Source organism: Coleofasciculus sp. B1-GNL1-01 (genome assembly GCF_040220235.1).
In the GTDB taxonomy this organism is placed as follows: Bacteria; Cyanobacteriota; Cyanobacteriia; order Cyanobacteriales; family Coleofasciculaceae; genus Coleofasciculus.
The window spans coordinates 181272-202606 of sequence record NZ_JAVJTO010000051.1; the positions used below are offsets into that span (position 1 = coordinate 181272).

16 protein-coding genes are annotated in these 21335 nt (G+C 46.3%); 10 read left to right on the forward strand and 6 right to left on the reverse strand.

All coding sequences use genetic code 11. From position 1 onward, the window contains the following. Positions 1–104 precede the first annotated feature (104 nt). Positions 105–1892, reverse strand: coding sequence for a tetratricopeptide repeat protein (locus RID53_RS13045; protein WP_446388500.1), 1788 nt, complete (start codon positions 1890–1892; stop codon positions 105–107). Positions 1893–2145: 253 nt separating this feature from the next. Continuing rightward, the gene (locus RID53_RS13050; RefSeq protein ID WP_446388501.1) at positions 2146–2892 is read right to left on the reverse strand and encodes a sirohydrochlorin chelatase; all 747 of its coding nucleotides are present in this window, start codon (positions 2890–2892) and stop codon (positions 2146–2148) included. Positions 2893–3083: 191 nt separating this feature from the next. Here RID53_RS13050 and RID53_RS13055 point away from each other — a divergent pair, with 191 nt between their 5' ends. Further along, positions 3084–3485 carry a hypothetical protein gene (locus tag RID53_RS13055; protein ID WP_446388502.1) on the forward strand — a complete coding sequence of 134 codons (402 nt, stop codon included), beginning with the start codon at positions 3084–3086 and terminating at the stop codon, positions 3483–3485. 4 nt (positions 3486–3489) lie between these two features. Here the strand turns inward: RID53_RS13055 and RID53_RS13060 are convergent, their stop codons facing one another. Next, positions 3490–4434: a DUF4388 domain-containing protein gene (locus tag RID53_RS13060; protein ID WP_446388503.1), complete on the reverse strand. Its 945-nt coding sequence runs from the start codon at positions 4432–4434 to the stop codon at positions 3490–3492. A gap of 855 nt (positions 4435–5289) precedes the next feature. Here RID53_RS13060 and RID53_RS13065 point away from each other — a divergent pair. The 8 genes from RID53_RS13065 (at position 5290) to RID53_RS13100 (ending at position 17107) form a co-directional block, all read left to right on the forward strand. After that, positions 5290–6942, forward strand: coding sequence for an alpha-amylase family glycosyl hydrolase (locus tag RID53_RS13065; RefSeq protein ID WP_446388504.1), 1653 nt, complete (start codon positions 5290–5292; stop codon positions 6940–6942). 396 nt (positions 6943–7338) lie between these two features. Continuing rightward, positions 7339–8442 carry a type IV pilus assembly protein PilM gene (gene pilM / locus RID53_RS13070; protein WP_446388505.1) on the forward strand — a complete coding sequence of 368 codons (1104 nt, stop codon included), beginning with the start codon at positions 7339–7341 and terminating at the stop codon, positions 8440–8442. A gap of 5 nt (positions 8443–8447) precedes the next feature. Then, positions 8448–9329 (forward strand): PilN domain-containing protein, encoded by an 882-nt coding sequence (locus tag RID53_RS13075; RefSeq protein WP_446388506.1) that lies wholly within the window; start codon positions 8448–8450, stop codon positions 9327–9329. Positions 9330–9336: 7 nt separating this feature from the next. Further along, complete coding sequence (locus RID53_RS13080) at positions 9337–10116, forward strand: hypothetical protein (RefSeq protein ID WP_446388507.1); 780 nt, start codon at positions 9337–9339, stop codon at positions 10114–10116. 201 nt (positions 10117–10317) lie between these two features. Then, the gene (locus RID53_RS13085) at positions 10318–13143 is read left to right on the forward strand and encodes an AMIN domain-containing protein (protein ID WP_446388508.1); all 2826 of its coding nucleotides are present in this window, start codon (positions 10318–10320) and stop codon (positions 13141–13143) included. A gap of 591 nt (positions 13144–13734) precedes the next feature. Continuing rightward, positions 13735–14016 carry an HU family DNA-binding protein gene (locus RID53_RS13090; RefSeq protein ID WP_446335223.1) on the forward strand — a complete coding sequence of 94 codons (282 nt, stop codon included), beginning with the start codon at positions 13735–13737 and terminating at the stop codon, positions 14014–14016. A 94-nt stretch (positions 14017–14110) separates the two neighbouring features. After that, a complete protein-coding gene (cobD, locus tag RID53_RS13095) occupies positions 14111–15265 on the forward strand; it encodes a threonine-phosphate decarboxylase CobD (RefSeq protein ID WP_446388509.1) in 1155 nt (384 codons plus the stop codon). Positions 15266–15403: 138 nt separating this feature from the next. Next, the gene (locus tag RID53_RS13100; protein WP_446388510.1) at positions 15404–17107 is read left to right on the forward strand and encodes a dihydrolipoyl dehydrogenase family protein; all 1704 of its coding nucleotides are present in this window, start codon (positions 15404–15406) and stop codon (positions 17105–17107) included. Between the two features lie 273 nt (positions 17108–17380). Here RID53_RS13100 and RID53_RS13105 read toward each other — a convergent pair whose 3' ends face one another. Continuing rightward, positions 17381–18490: an S-(hydroxymethyl)glutathione dehydrogenase/class III alcohol dehydrogenase gene (locus RID53_RS13105; protein WP_446388511.1), complete on the reverse strand. Its 1110-nt coding sequence runs from the start codon at positions 18488–18490 to the stop codon at positions 17381–17383. A 255-nt stretch (positions 18491–18745) separates the two neighbouring features. On the opposite strand from RID53_RS13105, the gene RID53_RS13110 reads away from it, so the two are divergent. Continuing rightward, entirely contained in the window at positions 18746–19348 is a 603-nt protein-coding gene (locus RID53_RS13110; RefSeq protein ID WP_446388512.1) for an esterase/lipase family protein, read from the forward strand. 60 nt (positions 19349–19408) lie between these two features. Here the strand turns inward: RID53_RS13110 and RID53_RS13115 are convergent, their stop codons facing one another. Both RID53_RS13115 and RID53_RS13120 read right to left on the reverse strand, forming a co-directional pair. After that, positions 19409–19837 carry a VOC family protein gene (locus RID53_RS13115; RefSeq protein ID WP_446388513.1) on the reverse strand — a complete coding sequence of 143 codons (429 nt, stop codon included), beginning with the start codon at positions 19835–19837 and terminating at the stop codon, positions 19409–19411. 130 nt (positions 19838–19967) lie between these two features. Beyond that, entirely contained in the window at positions 19968–21200 is a 1233-nt protein-coding gene (locus tag RID53_RS13120; protein WP_446388514.1) for an RNA-guided endonuclease InsQ/TnpB family protein, read from the reverse strand. Positions 21201–21335: the final 135 nt, after the last annotated feature.

Genomic DNA, 21335 nt, shown 5'->3' on the forward strand with positions numbered 1-21335 from the left:
CAAGTGAGCTAGCTCCTATATGTGAGTCCAGCAAATGAAGTAGCTTGCTTCTCGAAAAGCTAATATGACGAATGACAAATGACAAATGACAAATGACAACTTATTCAGCGCAAGGTCTTAAGTTGGAGCTGCGCTTCATTATATTGATCAATTCTGCCGTTGTCGAGATGTAGCTTAGAGGCTTGCTCTAAGTCGTTAATCGCTTCCATTGTATTCCCTAGTTCAGCATGGGTTAATCCTCGACCCGAGTAAGCAAAGGCATTATTGGGATTAAGTTGAATGGCTTCGGTATAATCGTCTAGAGCGCCAGAGTTATCGCCAAACTTTCGGCGGACACGGGCGCGATTGGTGTAGGCGACGCTGTTTTGGGGATTGAGTCGAATGGCTTGGGTGTAATCTTCGAGCGCTCCTTGGTTATCGCCTAACTTACGACGAATTTCCCCACGATTAATGTAAGCATTCTCATAACTGGGTTCAATGCGAATTGATTGGCTGCAATCTTTGAGTGCTTTTTGATACTCTTTAAGATTTAAGTAGGCAATACAGCGATTGTTGTAAGCGATGTGGTTATTTGGATTCTGAGTAATTGCCTCCGTACAATCTGCGATCGCGTCTCGATAGTTTCCTAGGTTAAACTTTGCCTGACAGCGATTTGTGTAAGCCATACTATCTGTAGGGTCAATCGCGATCGCCTGGGTATAATCGTCTACAGCACCCCTATAGTCTGCCAAATGAAATCGGGTTCTACCTCGATTGTAATAAGCCTTAGCATCATTGGGATTTAACTCAATGGCTTGAGTATAGTCTGCCATGGCTTCTTGTTTATTACCCATCGCCCCCAGCACTAATCCTCGTGCCGCGTAAGCTTGGGCATTTTGGGGATTGAGCTGAATTGCTTGATCGAGATCTGCGATCGCAGCTTTATACTGGTTCAGTTGGTAGTTGGCGATTCCTCGATGGTAGTACGCTTGATCATCATTGGACTTTCGTTGAATTAATTCGGTAAAGTCTTCTACAGCACCTTGCCAATCTTCCAAATCGTAACGGGCTAGTCCTCGCTGATAGTAAGCATCTGTATTACTTGGAGCAAGCTCGATAAGTTTAGTGTAGTCTTCTATAGCGGCTTGATGCGCTCCCAAATCATCGTAAGCTATGCCCCGATTCCCATAAGCTAATGGGTTGTTAGGATTAAGCTGAATTGATTCATCAAACGCCTCAATCGCGCCCTGCACATTACCACTTTTTAGGTGTTCCACTCCCTGTTCAAAAAACTCTTGCGCTTTTTCCCGGTCTGGATTTTGGCTTAGCAGCCCCATTAATCCCAGCCCAAGGGCTAAACTTATTCCTCCTACCAAAATGGGCAAACGCCATCGCTTCAGTCTGGATTGATTCGTCGATTTCGGCAATGCTTTTTCGGGAAATATTTCCCAATTGCCAGAATTAGCAATGGATGTTTGGGTCGAGGTGGATATCAAGGGGGATTCTACTTCGGGTTCAAGGGGTTTAGCTGCCAAGGTTAGCATTTCTTGAAACCGGATCAACCCTTGATCGTCCTTGGGCTGTTGACCGGATTTTTTCTTCAATGTATTTAAGGGATGATCGGGAACAAATTCTTCGACTAGATAAAATTTTTTATTTTCGACAAAATAGTTGACAATTTCTGGATTTTGGTTAGTTTGTGCCAACCGTTCCAGGGTTTCAGATTTATGAGTCAAGAGAAATTGCAGCCTACGAAGTGCCTGAGGATTTTTTGTGGGCAACTTGAGTTGTCGAATTACGCAAACCGGGCAATCGGGATGGCGAGTATCGGCGGCTAGGTAAATTAATCCTGAGACACCTGAGCCTAAAATCCTGACAACACGATAACGATTATTGAAAACCTGATCGATCATGGCAGCCTAGCACCTGGCTTATCGCCCTAAAGCATCCGTTTGGGGTCATTTTAAGTGTAGTCTGATCCCAAAAGGGAAAGGGGAACTGCTTAGCAGGGAACAGTAAAGAATGTCCTAACCTCAATGGCACGCTCCAGTCAGCATTTTGCGATCGCCGAAATTCTTGATATACCGTAGGGTTGGTACTGCCCACCAGCATACCAGTCAGGGGCATTCACCCTCGCGTATCTGCGTAGCCCTAGATATAACTGGACTACACCCTCTGTCTGGTTAAATCTAAGATTAACTCCGCTAACTGGGGAGTTGCGCCAAGGGGTTCACCGAACTCAAGTTGGAGTTGAGGGTATTGCTGTTGTAAATCAAGGACAGATTGCGCGATCGCGTCTGTAATTCCGCCAGCAAACAGAAAGTAAGGCACAATGGCGATATGCTGATACCCAGCTTCCGCTAAGGTAGCAACTCGTTGACTGAGGGTTGGTTCGATTGACCAATAAGCATCTATAGCGCCTAATTGTTTGGCTAAGGCGGCGACTGGCTGGTTACCACCAGGACGACGTGTGCCATGAGAGATTAGAATTTTAATCGGAGCATTTAGGGGTGGCTGTTGATTCACCAGCAGTTGTCCTAAATGGGGATGTACTCCGATATGAGGTTGCAAGTTGATGGTTAATTTTTCCCCTAACCGTTGTTGTGCGATCGCTACTTCTTCCGGGATATCCTCCATCACGTGTACCCCCGGTAAGAGAAATAAGGGCAAAGCTTGGATCGGTGGGTAGCCAGTTCTTATCGCTTGAGTCGCAAACTGACAAATTTGTTCATGTAAGGGTAGAGGTGCTAGTTCTAACGTGGCAGTTCCGACGCGAATCCTCAAGGCTTGACTTGCCTCACCTTGACTCGCTAACTGCTTCTGGAGTAACTGTGCCAATTCCTCTAGTCCTCGCTGAGGACGTGGATCTCGGCTTCCATGAGCAATAAGTAGATAAGCAGAGGAGCTAGGCAAGAGTCTTAATCGTTAATGGGGATTACTTAATAAACAATTGTATCGTCACAGTACCATATTCCCCTGCAATTGTCCTTGCATACGATGATTGAGGGTCGAACGATTACCCAACCTTGGCGATTCGTCAAGCAGGTGGCAAAAGCTGATGATATCCCCACCGTTGATGAATTGGTGCGCTTAGTCCCCCTCACTTGAGTGAAGACTATCCTTTAAACGTCGGTCAGGAATTAGTCGATCAGCAAGAAAAACAGAATAATCCTCAGATGGGATTATATCGACAGGAAGGAATTGTTCTGAATGTGGAAACACCGTCTAAAGGATTTCAATGGAAATTTAAACCCCCATCAATGGAAGAATATCATCGGTTGGCGAGAGTTAAAATTTGTCCAGTTACCGTATTTCATTCAATTTGGAAAATGGTCGATCATGGAGAGAATATATCACTTGCCGCTCTGCAAGAAAATATGGCAAAAGAATATGGAAAAGACACTGTATTGGAGCAATTAACCATGATTGAGCATCACTACTGGCTGTGGTATTCCAACTACTTCGCTCAAATCGTTGCCGCCTTTGATGTTCAATCGGACAATTAAGCGATTAGCATTGAATCGTTTCTTTCTCTCGTTTCAGGAATGGTAATGAAGTGGGGGAGGAATGCGTGGAAACATAATTCCAATTTCGCTCTTGACGATTACCTCCTTTACTCCGCAAGAAACCCACTAAGTTTTGCAAAAGTGATGGCGTAATCCCTTGTTTCTCTGACGCTTTAGACAACTGAGCCGGTAAAGGCTCAATTTCTTGAGTGGGCAAAATACCAGCCAACAGAGGTACTTCCTCAACTAAACCTACAGTCATCAGGGTAAATGCGACATGCTGCACTTGTTCAACGGGAACATTTAGTTCTTTAGCGATCGCAGACAATGAAACTGTCCCTTGCGATCGTTCCCATACTTGCTCCTCTAAAGGATACAAGCGATAAGCCGGACTACCCGCCATGATACTAGCTAATCCTGAATTTGGATCAGGTAGTTTATCATGGAGATTATCCCAATTTTTCAGTAATCGCAACCCTCTCAATGTGGCTTCTGTCGCTGAGATGCTCAATCCCGTCATTTCTTTGGTGGGGATGGGAGCGTTTGGAATAAATTTAAACTGACCTTCCTTGAGTTCAAATAACGTACACACTCGCTGCAATACCTGATTCTGAAAAAGCTGCTTTAAATGTTCGATTGACAAGATTCCGTGATGTTTGAGACTCAACCCCAAGGGTTTATCAGTCGGACATAGCTGTACAAGTTTTGTTACTACACGCTGGCTCACTCCCATCTGTTCAGCAATCAATTTCACTAAACCTTGATGATCTAATTGATGTGCTGCCGCCACAATACGTCCCTGGTAAACCCAAATGTAATAAATTGTGTTGAGTGGTGTGGGGTCTTCTGGCAATGCTCCTAGCGTCAACACTCCAGTTTTCTGTCCTTTCTCTAGAAACTGGAAAATTTCTGGTATCGAAAAGTCGGATAAGGAACTGGTAATCGACATAATTGTTGAATTGAACGCTACGCAGGATAATTTGCTCTACTACTAACGCATACTACGCTTTATTGGCTTACTTCGTAAGGTTTCAGACGCCTTGCTTTTCAATTCTTTACTAGCCGTGAGCAAATTGTCGGCTTTTTGTTATCTGCTATACGAAAACTTGGTGATTTGCCGCCAGGAACCTGGCATTTAGCGCTGAAGGTTTACTCTAAAATACTAAAATTTGTTAAGCGATCGGCTCAGTCTTTATTCCTAAGTATCTATACCGACTCCCAAAAAGACAAAGGGGATTGTATGGTGCTATTGAGTAGGTCATCTCAATTTGACGCTTATTCTGCTGGTGGATTATCTCCGTAAAATCACTGAATAATCATCTAAGATGTTAGCGATTGCTCACAATCTTCAATCTAAACAAAAATCAAAAACTCTAACATTGTAAAAATTGATACAGTTAAATCCTTGAACTTGATCAGGACTACAGCTAGACAGAATCACCAGTGCTTGCCGTGGAGCATCGAACCTGTCTGCGATCGCGCAGAGCAGAGTTGACAGTTTTACCGTATAGAGCAGATAGGACTCATACCAAATTGCAGTCTAATGTAGAACTTTCTTTTTCTCCCTCTCACCCCCTCACCCCCTCACCCCATCTACTCTATCTGCTATCTTTGAACGCAACTTGGTATCAGTTTTAAGGTGGCGTACTCCCAACCCTGCCCATACACCATCAATGACAGTCTCTCTATAACAAGAGCCATTCTATTGTATCTCCTTAGCTAGAGGCATCGGATTAATAAAGTTGCTTAAATTAAAATTAATCCCTAAACCACAGTAATTTGAAGCATTAAAAGGTAGAGTTTGATGGCTAGATCAATTGAATTTAAATTATTCGCCCCTTACAACAAAGGCGCTGTATTGAAAGGATGTTTCTCAGATTGGCAAGACATCCAGATGGAGAAAGGAGAGGATGGTTATTTCCGCACCTCAGTTGAGCTTGAGGATGGCACTTACCAGTACAAGTTTTGTGTGCAATCTAAATCCTGGTTTTTGGAACCCGATCAATGGGTTGATGTCACCGATCCCTACGCGACAGGAGTGATTGATGACGAAACCCAGAATGGTGTAGTGAGAATTAAGGACGGACAAAGGATTGTTGATACCTACACCTGGCAGCATGACGACACCCCCTTGCCTCAAAATCACGAATTAGTCATCTATGAAATGCACATTGGAGACTTCTCTGGTGGCGAAGATGATTCCCATCCACGCGGTCAATTCAAACACGTTGTTGAGAAAATAGATTACCTGTGCGAACTAGGGATCAATGCCATTCAGCTGATGCCGATGATGGAATATCCGGGAGACTATAGTTGGGGCTATAATGTGCGCCATTTCTTTGCCTTAGAGTCTAGCTATGGTGAAACCGAAGAGTTGAAGCATTTAATTGATCAGTGCCATTCTCGTGGTATTCGAGTAATTGTCGATGGAATTTTCAACCATTCAGAATCCGAACACCCCTTAACCCAGATTGACCACGATTACTGGTATCACCATGAACCCCCTCATGAATTTAGTTGGGGACCAGAGTTTAATTATGAACACTATGACGAGAACTTAGAGATTAAACCCGCCTGGAAATTCATTGGCGATGTGGTGCTATTCTGGATTGAGGAATATCATATCGACGGTATTCGCTACGATGCGGCGAAGCAAATTGAAAATTATGATTTCATGCATTGGATTACTGAACAAGCCCATAAAAAGGCAGGAGATAAGCCATTTTACAATGTCGCTGAACACATCCCAGAAACTCCCAGTATTACCAATGTGGATGGTCCGATGGATGGCTGCTGGCATGATAGTTTTGCCTACTGCCTCAAGGATCACATCTTTGGTGATACCTTCGATGTAGAGCGTCTCAAGGATGCCCTTGATGGTAAGCGTCAAGGCTTTATGGGGGCAGTTAATCTCGTAAATTATCTGACTAGCCATGATCAAGAACGGTTGATGGTGGAGTTGGCAGATCATGAAATCTTTGATGAAGTGGCATTTAAACGGATCAAGTTCGGTGTGGCTCTTTTAATGACGGCTGTCGGCATCCCGTTAATTTTAATGGGTGAGGAGTTTGGAGAATATAAACCGTTAAAGCCTGAGTCATCTAAACTGGATTGGACTCTGTTGAAAAATGAAGAAAGTCAGGGGTTATTGGACTACTACAAAGGTTTGATTCGACTGCGGAAAGAGAATTATGCTCTCTATGGAGACAACATTGATTTCTTCTATGAAGATCCCGAAGCCAAAGTTCTGGGATACATTCGCTGGAATGATGAAGGATCGCAGCTAATTATCATTGCCAATTTTTCGGATCACTTCTTGGAGGGATACGCTGTGTCCCAAATTCCGGAGTCAGGAAAGTGGCATGAATGGACGAGGGACTACGATGTTGAAGTGGTGGAAGGCAAATTGGAATTGGACTTGGGAGAGTACGAAGCCAAAGTTTTCGTCTGGCAGTGATACAAGTGAACTACTCCGGCTTACTTCATAGAAGCCGGAGCTTCTCACTTCCCAGGGGATTGCTTAAATTCCCTGCTCCCTCCTGTTCCCTGTTGCCGAGGAAGATGGGGAAGGTAGCTTATCATAGTATATAGGGATGTATGTAGAGATTAAGCATAAACGACTGTCTGGGTTCATCTAAAAGGTGGACATCTTGCGAGTAGTGGTTTAAGGCACTAAAACAGGGCAAGCAGGTTCCTGGGTGATGCACCATTAAAAACCTGCATGTAAACCATGATTCGGCGCGACTTCCTCCCCAACGCTAAGATGGGGTATCCAGCCGCAAAAGTATGGATGAATAATCAACACTCAAGCCAGTTTAGACTTATAATTTTGACACCAGTCCCCACCTGAGCTATGTTTAACCGTTTCCAAGATCTATTTTCTAAGGGTAAAAAGGGTATCGGGATAGAATTAGCACCAGAACGTATTAGTATCGCCCAACTGCGTAAGCAAGGTCAGGGCTACAAGCTGGTGAGCCTTCACACCCATGAAGTCCCCGAAGGTTTGTTTGACGGAGGGAAGATTATCGATGCCGCCAGTTTAGCTGAACTTGTGACTGAAATTCTTGATGAACATAAACTCAAAGTCGAGCAAGTCGCCACGGCTGTCCCCATGCGGGAAGCGGTGATTCGGATTATTCCGATTCCAGCTGAACTCGATGACACTGAACTGCGAGATATGGTTCTCAACCATGAAGCCGGTCTATACTTACCCTATCCGCGCGAAGAAGTGGATTTAGATTACCAAAAACTGGGCTTCTTCATGGACGAAGATGGGATTGAAAAAGTACAAGTCTTGTTGGTGGCAACACGCCGCGAGGTGACAGACACCTATCTGGATACCTTCCAACTGGTGGGGTTAAAGGTGGATGTCCTGGAAATCAATAGTTTTGCCCTGATTCGCACCATCCGCGAGCAACTGCGACAGTTTGCGCCCCAAGAAGCGGCGGTATTAGTGGATATAGAATTTGATAGTACCGAAATTGCGATTATTGTCGATGGGGTTCCCCAGTTTTCCCGCACCGTTCCCATTGGCACATTCCAACTCCAGAGTGCCTTGTCGCGAGCCATGAATTTACCGACATCCAGAAACACGGAACTCTTGCAGGGAATGACGATACCCAACACCCCCGTAGATGGCATTCGCACAGGTGCTACGGGCATTAATCCGGGAATGGCAGCACTGCTGAGAGTTTTAGGGGAACTCGCCGATGAATTGCGTCGTTCCATCGACTTTTATTTAAATCAGAGTGAAAATCTAGAAGTGGCTCAACTCCTCCTCGCTGGACCTGGTGGCGGAATTGGACAACTGGATGAATTTTTCACCCAACGATTAAGCTTGCCTACCACTCAGGTTGATCCGATTGCGGCACTATCCTTAGAGATGGAGCAAGATGTTCCCCCAGTACAACGACCCGGATTGGGAACGGTACTAGGATTAGGATTGCGGGAGGTTTAACCCTAATGTATAGTCTCGATATTAATTTTCTTAAAGATAGACCCGAATATCGCCAACCCGATAAAGGGTCTGAGTCCCCCAAAGCCAAAAAACAGATTCAAATGGGGGAAATGACGCCGCTGATTATAGGCGTGATTGTCGGGTTACTGCCGCTGGCGTTAGTCGCCGGAGTCGGTTTTTTGTGGTTACCTCAGCAAAATGCCAAGTTAAATCAGGAAATTGCTGAAATCGACGCCGAACTGCAAAGCTTGCAAGCGGAAAAAAATAAAATTAATAACCTGAATAATCAAATCCAAGCGGTGAGACAAGAAACCGAAGCCTTGGCAACGGTCTTTAATCAAATTAAGCCTTGGTCAGCCATTCTACAGGATATTCGCGATCGCGTCCCCACCGGAGTCCAAATTCAAGCGATTGAACAAACGGAAACCGAAACCCAAGCGGCGGAGGGGACTGAGGGTAGCGCCCCCTTACCCACAATTAACGTGGAGATTTCTGGTTTAGCACGTTCATTTGATGATGTAAACAACTTTCTGCTGACGCTACAGCAATCCCCCTTCTTTCAAGAGGAAGAAACTCATATCGTTAGCGCTCAACTGGAGGAGAACCCTGCTGAGTTAGAAGTACCGGAAAAGGAAGGCGGCGAGACGGTGGCTGAGATAACCTACGAGTTGCCCAAAGTGGTAGGCTATACCGTTGAAACGAGCTTGACAAATGTCCCCGCCTCTGAGCTATTGCGCGAAATTGACCGCAAAGGAGCGGTGGGATTAGTGGCTCGGATCAAAGCCTTACAGCAGATTGAGCAAAATCAGGCAACGGAGACACCTAGCGCAGCTCCAAGCCCAAGCCCAAGCCCAAGCCCAAGCCCAACCGAGACAACTACGGAGTGATGTAACTATGACTTATGCTGATCCAGATTTTATCCCCGTTGAAGAGCAGGAGGAAGAACCCAGTTATCCGGTGGCGTTTGGGATTACCTTCACGCCAAAAGTGTCCGGAATTGTCTTCGCTGTCTTAGGCGTTTTGGGAGCCGCTTATCTAGCCATGAACGTGGTGCAGCCCGTGTGGCAAGAATACCAGGGCTTGAAGACGCAGCGTCAAGAAAAAGAGGGTCAACTCCAAGATCCCGAAGAAATTCAGCAGCAGATTCAACAGAAAGAACAAGAATTAGCTCAGGTAAAGCAGCAAAACCAAACGGTGACTGGTTTATTTGCTGATCAAGAATCGGTAAATACCTTGCTGCTCGATGTGAATCGGTTTATCAAAGACGCAGACGGAACATTGACGAGTTATGAACCTGTTCAAGTCAATGAAGAAAGCAATATCGTTACCGATAGTTCCCTGGGAGCAGCCGTTGACGGCAAACTCAAACGCCAAAGCTTTAATTTAGAGATGGAGGGCAGCTTTAACGAAATCCAGTCAATTTTACGGAGTATTGAGCGACTGCAAACCCTAGTCGTGGTGAAAGAGTTGACGACAGATATCAGCACACCGCAAGGGCTGTTAGTCGATGACAAAGGTACGGTGACACCCATTGTGCAGAAAGATGAAGAAATCATTCCCGGTGCTCCACCGACTCTGACAACAAGCTATAGACTGGATGTGTTGATGCCCTTGAGTGAGGAACAAAAGCAAGAGCAGGCAGCGGCAGCCGCCGCTGAAGGAGAAGCTCAGTAAAGCAAGGGGAGTAGGGCTGTAGGGGCGGGTTTTACAGATAACGTTGTGTTGGTGTCGAATAGCTTGACTAAACCCGCCCTTGGGGAAGCAGGGGAAGCAGGGGAAGCAGGGGGAGAAATTCTTAACCTTGATTAATTTCTAATTTACCCCCAGCATAATTATGATTAAGGTGGTTTAGAGGTCATAAGTGAGGAGTGAATTGTGAGACAGGAGCAACTGTTCAGTGGAATCGCGATCGCGACTGCCGTCTCTCTATCGATAACCCAACCCGTCTGGGCGGCGACGGCTCAAGTTACCGATGTTCGGCTCAATCCCAGAGGTAGTAGTTTAGAGCTGATTCTAGAAACCCAAGCTGGGGATCAGCGCCCCCAAGTTTTCCCGGTGAACCGGGGTAAGGATTGGGTGGCGGATATTGTCAATGTTCGGTTGAATTTGCCCGAAGGCAACAGCTTTCGTCAAGACAACCCTATGGCTGGTATTACCGCTGTTACGGTGAGTCAAATCGAACCCAACAGCATTCGGGTAACGGTGAGTGGGAATGAAAATTCACCTCAGGGTCAAATTCTCCAGCAAGAATCTCAGGCAATTACTCTAGGAATTAATCCTGCTCCCAGCAATCAAGCCGCCGTTTCGATTCCGATTTCCTCGCCTTCTGGGGAGTCAGCGTCAATTACTCCACCAACGCTACCCTCCTCATCCACTAAACCGAATAGCGCTAGGAGTAGAGGAAATGTCAGTATTCCTCAGCTAGGAAGCAGAAGTGCAGGAATGCAGGGAACAGAAACAATTAACGCCGCTTCGAGTAATATTGCCGCTCAATCTGAGATTACCACTCCAGCGAATTTCAATCTTAATCCAACACTAGAAAATCAACAGAACAGTTCCATTCCGGTTACTCCGCCACCGAGGGAATCAGTCTCAACCGCTGCAAATTTACCCAATCCAGGGACAACTCGCTCCACTTCAGAGTTCTCATCTCCCGCCACTTCCCGATCTCAATCCCAACGTTTCAATTCACCCCCAGTCGTTGCCCAAACCCCGACACCGGACTCTCCTGAACCCAACCAAGCTCAACCTACTCCCGTCGTTCCCGCCCCCTCACCTGAGGTATTAGTTCCCGATCCTCAAATTACTATCGATGGGGTTCCTAGTGCACCTGCTGGTACGGTACAACCTGTAGCCCCTGCACCTCCCTTTTTACCCAGGGCGGTTGCGCCACCTGTGGGGGATATCGCGGTTTCTAATCTGAATGCCGCCGCCAGCGAGATTGACCTAGGAACAGCGGCGGTAGTCCCCCGCCTCTCCTTACGAGAAGCCCCTGTGCGAGAAGTCTTGGCACTCTTAGCGCGTTCTGCTGGATTGAACCTTGCCTTTGCTGGAGGAGAGGATGGTCAGGCAGAAGCAGAAGCGGCAGCCCAGGAAACAATTTCCTTGGATTTGGAAAATGAACCCGTTCAAGATGTGTTTAACTACGTCCTCCAACTCTCTGGACTCCAGGCAAACCGTCGGGGACGTACTATATTCGTTGGTGCTAACCTACCTGATGCAGCTCGCAATATTATTAGCCGTACCCTTCGTTTAAATCAGGTTAACGTTGCTGACGCTTCAGCATTCCTAGGGGCACAAGGGGCTGAAACTCAAAGGATTGTAACGAGGACAACCATTACGACTGAAGGAGAGGGTGCAGATCGCCGCAGGATTGAAGAAACAACAACAGAGATTAGACCACTAAAGGCAGAGGAAGGAGACGGACCTTTATTACTCACTGGTCTAGGAGTAGCGACAGATGAACGCCTAAATTCCATCACCTTGATTGGGGAACCGCGCCAAGTTGAAATTGCCTCAGCTTTGTTGACTCAGCTAGATTTGCGGCGGCGTCAGGTAGCCATTAATGTCAAGATTGTTGATATCAACCTCTTGGGAACTGATGCGTTCAACACGAGCTTCTCCTTCGGTATTGATGATGGCTTTTTCGCAGTTGATCAGGGTGCAGCTGTCTTTAATTACGGTGACTTTAGACCGCCAAGCCAACCACAGGTGACAGGAAGTACTGTCTCTCCACCGATTATTCCCAACCCCTTTGAAGATGCCAATGTTTTCGTTGATCCAAACAACCCCATATTTGTGCCGGGAACTGTACCAGGAACGATAGAAGTTGGTCCTGGTGGTGTCCGAAGAATAGAAGGGCGAGGTGCTGGAGCTTTTCCCAATCCTTTTGTCAATTTAACTAACCCTCTGGAAGCAGGCATTATATCGATTACCCCGGCAACGGACAACATTATTACTGTAAACGTGGATGCTGAAGGGAACATAACCAGAACTGCATCACAAGGTACAACGGGAACAATTACAACATCTTTACCATCCCTGTTCCAGTTTCCAACCGAGTTCCTGGGGGAATTACAAGCTCAAATTACGAGTGGTAACGCGAAAATATTGACAGACCCAACCATCGTTGTCCAAGAAGGACAAACAGCTACAGTTAATCTAACTCAAGAGGTTGTCGGTAATATTAGTAGTGAGACGGAATCAGCAGATGGTCTTACTACTAGAACTGTAACGGCAGAGATCCGGGAAGCCGGTTTAATCCTTGAATTAGTCGTAGATAGGATTGATGATAATGGTTTTGTCACTTTAGCCATTAATCCGGAAGTAACTTCCATTGGCAGTGTTCAAGACCTTTCAATTGGAGATGATACGAACCAAATAGCCCTATTGAATACGCGGGAACTGACCTCTGGACAAATTCGCCTACGAGATGGGCAAACTCTAATACTGTCTGGTATTATCCAGGAATCAGACCGCACAACTGTAAGAAAAGTGCCTATTTTGGGTGATTTGCCGATTATAGGTGCTCTGTTTAGAAGTACAGAACGGCAGAATCAGAGGCAAGAGGTAATTGTGTTAGTGACTCCCCAGATTTTGGATGACTCAGAACGTAATGCCTTTGGCTACAACTACACACCAGGGCGAGAGGCTCAGGAAGTGTTACAGCGTCGAGGGTTTCCCACGAGGGGTGGTTTCTAGACTATCGGTTCAGCTATAGGGACACGGCAGTGCCCATTGGTGTCAGCTTAAGCTCTTGCCAGAACGCAATATTTTGACACAACCCCTCCCTAACCCTCCCCTTACCAAGGGGAGGGAACGTTTCCCGCCCATGCGTGTCAACTTAAGCCACAACCCTTGCCAATCCTAATTTTCAGCGAGGGTGTCTCTGCTCCCCCTGCTCCCAGACGCGCCATGGCACGTCTCTACATTACTCCCCCTGTTTCCCCAGCTTCCCCTGCTTTTGGCGCTTAAGTTGACACCAATGACGGAGCGTGCGCCCCTACGGAAGTCGGGGATCTAATGTCCGTTTTTCCGGCAAGTTTAGCGGAATATTAAAAAATATAGTCGGTATTTATACTCAAAAATCCCGAAATCTACATAATTTAAAGGTTTCAACGTTCCATATCTGGCAATCAGCCATTAGAATAATGCAGTGAAACTTCGAGCCGGTGGGTATTTCAGGCATTTTTCCCGGAAATCCCTGGTTCTGGGGGTCAAATACTGAACTCTAGACTAATGGGTTAGAGTAAGCGTTGACCTTTGATTCACGCAGAAATAAGGAGATTTATGATGAACAAGGGCGAATTAGTGGATAAAGTGGCGGAAAAAGCTGCTGTGACAAAAAAACAGGCGGATGCGGTGTTAACTGCGGCATTGGAATCAATTATGGAAGCTGTCTCTGAGGGCGATAAAGTCACCTTAGTTGGCTTCGGTTCCTTTGAATCGCGGGAACGCAAAGCCCGTGAGGGACGCAACCCAAAAACTGGCGATAAGATGGAAATCCCGGCGACGAAGGTTCCGGCGTTTTCTGCTGGAAAGCTGTTTAAGGAAAAAGTTGCCCCTCCCAAGTAAGGGTGTGAGTCAAGCCTGATTGGTGAAGATAACAGACAATGTAGAGACGTAGCATGCTACGTCTCTACGGACGGATTTTGAGGAGACGTGATCCTTGAAACGACCCATTCACGGGGGAAATCTAGCCTGGGCTGCGGCGCAGGTAGGTTGTTCCCCTTCCCTGATTCTGGATTTTTCGGCGAGTATCAATCCTTTGGGACCGCCAAAATCTGCGATCGCGGCGATTGAGTCTCATCTAGATGACTTAGTTGCTTACCCTGCACCAGATTACTACCCGTTACGAGTAGCTCTGAGTCAACTCCATCCCACTGTGAACCCTGACTGGATTCTACCGGGGAATGGCTCGGCTGAGTTGTTAACCTGGGCAGCCAGGGAACTCTCAGAACTGGAGGAAACGATTATTTTGACTCCCGCCTTTAGCGACTACCAACGGGCGCTGAGGGCGTTTAATGCCAGAATCAGGGCGTGTCTTTTATTTGGGGAAGATGAGGGAGATGGGGAAGATGGGGGAGTTGTCTCAACACTCAGTCAGGGCGGGTTTTGCCCAAAGGTTATCATCAATAGCCAAAACAAAATCCCTAAACCCGCCCCTACATTGCCGCTTGTTCCTGGCAAACGTCAGGGTTTGCTGCTGAATAACCCGCATAATCCGACAGGTCAATTATGGGATAAAGCCAGCCTGCTGCCTTATTTGGAACAATTTGCTTTGGTGGTTGTGGATGAAGCCTTTATGGACTTTTTGCCACCGGATCAGCAGCAAAGCCTGATTCGGTGGGTTCAGGATTATCCCAATCTGGTCATTTTGCGATCGCTAACTAAATTCTACAGCCTTCCTGGACTCCGTTTAGGTTATGCGATCGCTCATCCTGAACGGCTACAACGCTGGCAACAGTGGCGTGATCCTTGGTCGGTAAATGTCCTGGCTGAGGCGGCTGCGATTGCGGTGGTGCAGGATCAGGAATTTCAACACCAAACTTGGGACTGGCTACCCGCCGCGCGATCGTATCTGTTTCAAGGGTTATCATCGTTACCAGGGTTACATCCCTATCCCAGCGCGGCTAACTTTCTACTGGTACAGTCAGAACACTCCTGTTCCCAACTGCAGGAACACCTACTCAAGCACCATCGTATTCTAATTCGGGATTGCTTGAGCTTTCCGGAATTAGGCGATGGTTATTTTCGAGTCGCTATTCGTACCCAAGCGGATAATCAACGTTTATTAGATGCTTTAAACGCTGTTATAAATTAGGAATTATGAATCGGAATTATTTTTTAAATGCAGAGGTACGCAGAGGTTAGCGTAGAGGGACGCAGAGGAATTGGGAGTATTGGTGTGAAAATTTTATAGAATTGGGGAGACAAGCGGAAATGATATGACAAATGAAAAATGACAAAAGATTATGACCTTATTGTAATTGGTAATAGCAGGGCGGGTGCTTATGCTGCCTTGGCTGCGACTTACTTAAAGGCTCGTGTTGCCTTGATTGAACCAGAAAACCTTCAGAGTAACTGGTTAGGTCAAGAAGCACTTTATAATCAGGCATTGATGCAGGTGGGGCGAGTTCTTCAGCAAGTACGGAAAGCACCTAAATTTGGAATTGATTCGGCTATAAATTACTCAATTCCCGATACGGCTGAGTTAGAAAAACAGTTAGTTAAACAATCAGGGGAAGTATGTAGAGACGAGCCATGGCAGGTTGGGGAAGCAGAGAAAGAGGATATTAGAACGTATCTGAGTCCTCTTGAGTCAACCGCCCACTTTCCTACTGTAGAAATTCCTGACGCAATGGAATGGGCAGAGATGGTGGTTTCTACCTGTTCTGAAGCGACTTCTCCAGCAATTTTGGCATCTTTCGGTGTAGATATAATTTCTGGCAATGGAGAATTTTGTCGCTTGCCTCACCTAGGCTTTGTTGTCAATAACCGACGCTTGCGAGCCAGGGCGTATCTGATTGCAACGGGATCTTGCCCAGAAATTCCTGATATTGATGGGCTAGAGACAATCCGTTACTGTACCCCTAGAGATATCTGGAAGTATGTAGACACGTCTAAAGGCAAAGTTATCGGTGCAAATTTGACTGATACCGTTCCTCAAGAAACCGATAAAGTAACCAAACCTAGTCCTCAAGGAAAACCGAAGAACCTAGAAGAAACTATTCCATTTCAGTTACAGAAAAATTGGTTAGTTGTTGGTAGCACTCCCAATGCGATCGAACTCGCTCAAACATTAGCGAGGCTGGATTGCCAGGTGACACTGGCGGTGAGTGAGGCTCTTATTTTTCCCCAAGAAGACGCAGAGGCGTCGCGTCTGGTGCAAGCGCAATTAGAAGCCGAAGGAATTCGTGTTTTGACTCAAAGTCCGGTGACTCAGATAAAGTGGATTGAGGGGAAAAAATGGGTGCAAGTGGGAAATCGAGCAATTGAAACCGATGAAATTTTGTTGGCGACGGGTCAAACGCCTAATATTGAATCGTTAAATTTAGCCGGGGTTGGGGTCAAGTTTTTCCGAAAGGGGTTGAAACTCAATCCAAAACTGCAAACCACTAATCCTCGAATCTATGCTTGTGGTGATGTGATTGGCGGTTATCAATTTGATCATATTGCCGAATACGAAGCCAGTATTGCGATCAAAAATGCTTTATTTTTTCCACGATGGACTGTGGATTATCAGGGCATTCCTTGGGCAATTTTTACTGATCCAACCTTAGCACGGGTGGGGTTAACGGAAGCGCAAGCCAGACGGCGTTATGGTAAGAATGTTTGGGTGGTGCGACAGTATTTCAAAACTTTGGATAAGGCGCAGATTCTGGGTGAAACGACGGGATTTTGCAAACTGGTGCTGCGTCGGAATGGGACAATTTTAGGTGGATTAATCGTGGGAGCAAATGCTGATGAATTGATTGGTGCGATCGCGCTACTAATTCGCCATAAAATTAAAGTGGGTTCACTGGCTAAAATGCCGCAAGCTTCGCCTACAATGTCAGAGATTCTTTATAAAACAGCGCAGGAGTGGCAACGTCAACGGTTAGAGGATAATAAGATATTACAAAATCTACTGGAAAGCTTTTTTAACTGGCGACGGAAGTGGTGAGTTGATGCAGACGAATGGGGAGCATCCCGTTTTGGACAAAGCATTACCTCAAGTAACGCAATTGCAAGGGTTTCAGCCCCATTCAAAGAGCCAACGTGCCAAATTGGGATGCTCCCGACGAATGTAGCATCGTTCATAAGTATGGCATCATCTTGCTCAGGGACAATGTACCCTTGCTCCCCCAGCTTCCCCAGCTTCCCCAGCTTCCCCATCTCCCCCTCACCTCACCACTTATTCAGCAGCCCCTAAAATAGTGGGTTTTTACGCTCTGCCTTAAAATGTAACCACGCTGCGAATGGATTCCCCTTGGTGCATTAAATCAAACCCCTCATTTATTTTTTCCAAGGGCATGACATGGGTAATTAAATCATCAATATTAATCTTACCTTCCATATACCAATCCACAATTTTCGGAACATCGGTGCGTCCCTTTGCGCCACCAAAAGCCGTTCCTTTCCAAACCCGTCCAGTTACTAACTGAAAGGGACGAGTACTAATTTCTTGTCCGGCGGCAGCTACTCCAATAATTACACTCACGCCCCATCCTTTATGACAACATTCCAAGGCTTGGCGCATCACATTGACATTACCAATGCACTCAAAACTATAATCGGCTCCACCTTTAGTTAACTCCACCAAATAAGGAACTAACTCTCCCTCGATTTCACGGGGATTGACAAAATCCGTCATGCCAAATTTTTCTGCCAATTCCCGTTTATCTGGATTAATATCAACGCCAACAATTTGACTTGCGCCTACCATTCGCGCCCCTTGGATCACATTTAAGCCAATCCCACCGAGTCCAAATACCACAACTCTGGAACCGGCTTCAACTTTGGCGGTATTAATCACCGCACCAATTCCCGTGGTTACGCCGCAGCCAATATAACAAACCTTCTCAAAAGGCGCATCTTCGCGAATTTTCGCCACGGCAATTTCTGGTAATACGGTATAGTTGGCAAAGGTAGAGGTTCCCATGTAGTGATGCAGCATTTTGCCACTACTAGAGAACCGACTTGTGCCATCGGGCATGACACCTCGTCCCTGAGTTGCCCGAATCGCCTGACAGAGATTGGTTTTGAAACTTAAGCAATACTCACAGTTCCGACATTCGGGTGTGTAGAGCGGAATCACATGATCGCCCGGTTTAACGCTTTTTACCCCGTCTCCAACCTCGACGACTACACCAGCACCTTCATGTCCTAAGATAGCAGGAAATAGTCCTTCTGGGTCTTTACCAGAGAGGGTATAGGCGTCGGTATGACAAATCCCTGTTGCTTTAATTTCGACCAGTACCTCCCCAGCTTTGGGTCCCTCTAGCTGAACGGTTTCAATGGTTAACGGTTTCCCGGCTTCGTAGGCGACGGCTGCTTTAACGTCCACGTTTTCCCTCCTGCTTTTTTCACTATCGTTTAGTGTATCGCTATCCCAGAAGGCAGAAGCCGTAGGTTGGGTTGACGTAGGAAACCCAACATCTCAGCCAAGGCGATTGAAATCGCAGCTACACAAACAAAGTCCGCCTGCGCGGACTGGGTTATAAGGGAGGTAGCTAACCCGGATTTGGTATAATGCTTATATCTAAATTATAAATTATGCACAAAACAAATTGGTTAACAAATGACTAATGACCAATGACCAATGACAAACCCAGTTATTCTCGTTCACGGTATTTTTCGCACCTCATCAGTTTTCCGCAAACTCTCTCCCTACCTCAAAAAACAAGGTTTTTCCGTTTATACCCTTGACCTCAAACCAAATAACGCCACATTGGGTTTAGACCAAATGGCAGCCCAATTAGCTAATTTTGTCAACCAAACATTCCCCCTCAATCAACCCATTGATTTAGTCGGTTTAAGTATGGGAGGACTCGTCACTCGCTATTATGTGCAGCGATTAGGTGGAATTAACCGAGTGCAGCGTTACATTACCATTTCCGCCCCCCATCACGGCACCTGGTTAGCCTACCTATTGAACCGTCGCGCCTGCGTGCAAATGCGCCCAGGAAATCCTTTGCTAGAGGATTTAAACCGAGATGTCCAGATGTTAGAACGCCTCAATTTTACCTCAATTTGGACACCCTGGGATTTTATTATTATTCCGGGTAATAGTTCACGAATGCCCGTAGGTCAAGATGTGAAAATTCCTGTTTTAGCCCATGCTTGTATGGTGATTAATCCTCACAGTATGCAAGCAGTAGCTACGGCTTTATCCGAACCCTTTTATCAAATTAAGGCAAATTAGGTTTGTAGTTCGTAGTAAGGGCTTTAGCCCTATTTTAATGATAGGTGTTACCTCAAAACATTACCGATCGCCAATCGCCGCTAACTCGTGACTGCCGAAAATTGCCTCTGGATGAGCATAAAATTTAAACTCCATTAAATTATAAAAGGGGTCTTGTAAGAAAAAGGTGCGATGTTCCGTCACATCACCCGGAAAGCGTCGCTTCGGTTGCTGATAGAATTGAAGCTGCTGCTGTTGGGCGCGATCGCATAAGGCTTGCCAATCAGCTTCAGTGGTAAAAATCAAGCCAAAGTGACGCGGATAAATTCCCCGTTGTGGCGTTAAGGGTTCATCAGTGAGATGGGCTACCAGTTGATGCCCATAGAGGTTTAAAATGACCGCTTGACGGGTTTCTCGCCCAATGTCACAGCCGAGTCCTCTACCATAATAGTCTTTGGTTTGCTCAATATCGCTAACGGGAAATGCCAAATGGAAGAGAATGGGATTCATCGCTACTACTTGAAGTTCTGCCTAATCCTATAATCACCCTAAACGGTTATTCATCGATCGCATACCCGAAACTGTCGCCTACGATACACCCGGCAACGTCCTCTTAACCCTTAAGATACGCCATGATAAACTACCCAGACTTGCTATCGTTGAAGTCTGGGTTTTCAGTAGCCCTGAAGTAATCAAACAGGCTAAGCTGAACATATTCAATCGTTCTGTTTAACCTACATGACAACCCCGTGCCTCCAGGCTGGTTTATAGACAGCCCCACAAGTGCGATGTTGTTAGCTCCATTGAAATCGGCATCCCCCTGCCATTCGCAATGCCCACACTTAAAAGTCTTACCGCTACGGTAGGACTTTCCTTTTATTGGATGAATGTGTAAGCATTTATGGCATTGTTGTGAAGTATAGGCTGGGGGAACAGGAATAACCCGAACACCAGCACCTAAAGCTTTATACTCAATGAACTGACGCAATTGGTAAAACGCCCAACTATTAGAGCGTCTGCGCTCAGTCTTGCTTCTAGGCTGCTCATTAGTTCTTTTCCTGATTCCCATGAGATCTTCTATAGCAATCGAGGCACTTAACTCGACTGCTTTTTTGACCACTGCCTTAGAGATGCCGTGATTGAGCCATTGTTGATAGCGCCTCTCCCTCCCCGACAGCCGTTTCAAGATTTCCCGGCATCTACGCCGAGTTGTCCTTGTGCCTTTCGGGGCTTTTTTCTGGAGAGATGCTCTAACCTGAGAAAACTTATCGCGAACTCGTTGAATACCTGCGCCGTCCCACTTTTGACCTTCGGAGGTTACGGCAATGTCACGCCGTCCTAAATCGATACCAATAACCTTATCGGTGTCTGACGGGTCAGGCGCGTCATCCTTAATCTGGATGTGCAGATAGAACAAACCATCACGATGTTTGCACAACTGAGCTGATGTTGGTCTTCTTCCCTTGAGTTTACCTCTCTGGTAGTTACCCACATTTAGGATGGTGCGTTCCCTGCCGTGAATAGTCGCAAGACTTACAGTCCAATCTTGCTCACGAAGTCGAAACAAGTCTTTATCGCAGTCCATGCTAGTCGGGGCGAAGCTCTTAACGGGCTTACCCTTTTGCTTGGACACCTTCCGGTTAGCAGAGACTCGCGCACAAGCCCTAACCGCCATATTCGCCACAAGACCAAACTCACTTTTAATCGTGTGATAAGTCAAGGACTGAATAGCTATTTTATTAGTCAGTTTTGGATCTGTGTGTTCATTAACATAGTTACAGGCAGCAGCAAACGCCTGAAGAGTTGCCCCGATTTTGGCAGCTTGTTCAGGCGTAGGTTGAAGCTTTACAACTATAGTTAGAACTTGTTTCATCACTAGATTATACCACCTATAGGGACAATGGTTAGAAATATTTCGGGGCTCGACCGATGGCATTTCTCGCTATCCCCCTACGGGTTATCTGCGCTACGCTACGATTGAACCCGTAGCCCCTCGCGATTTCGGTGG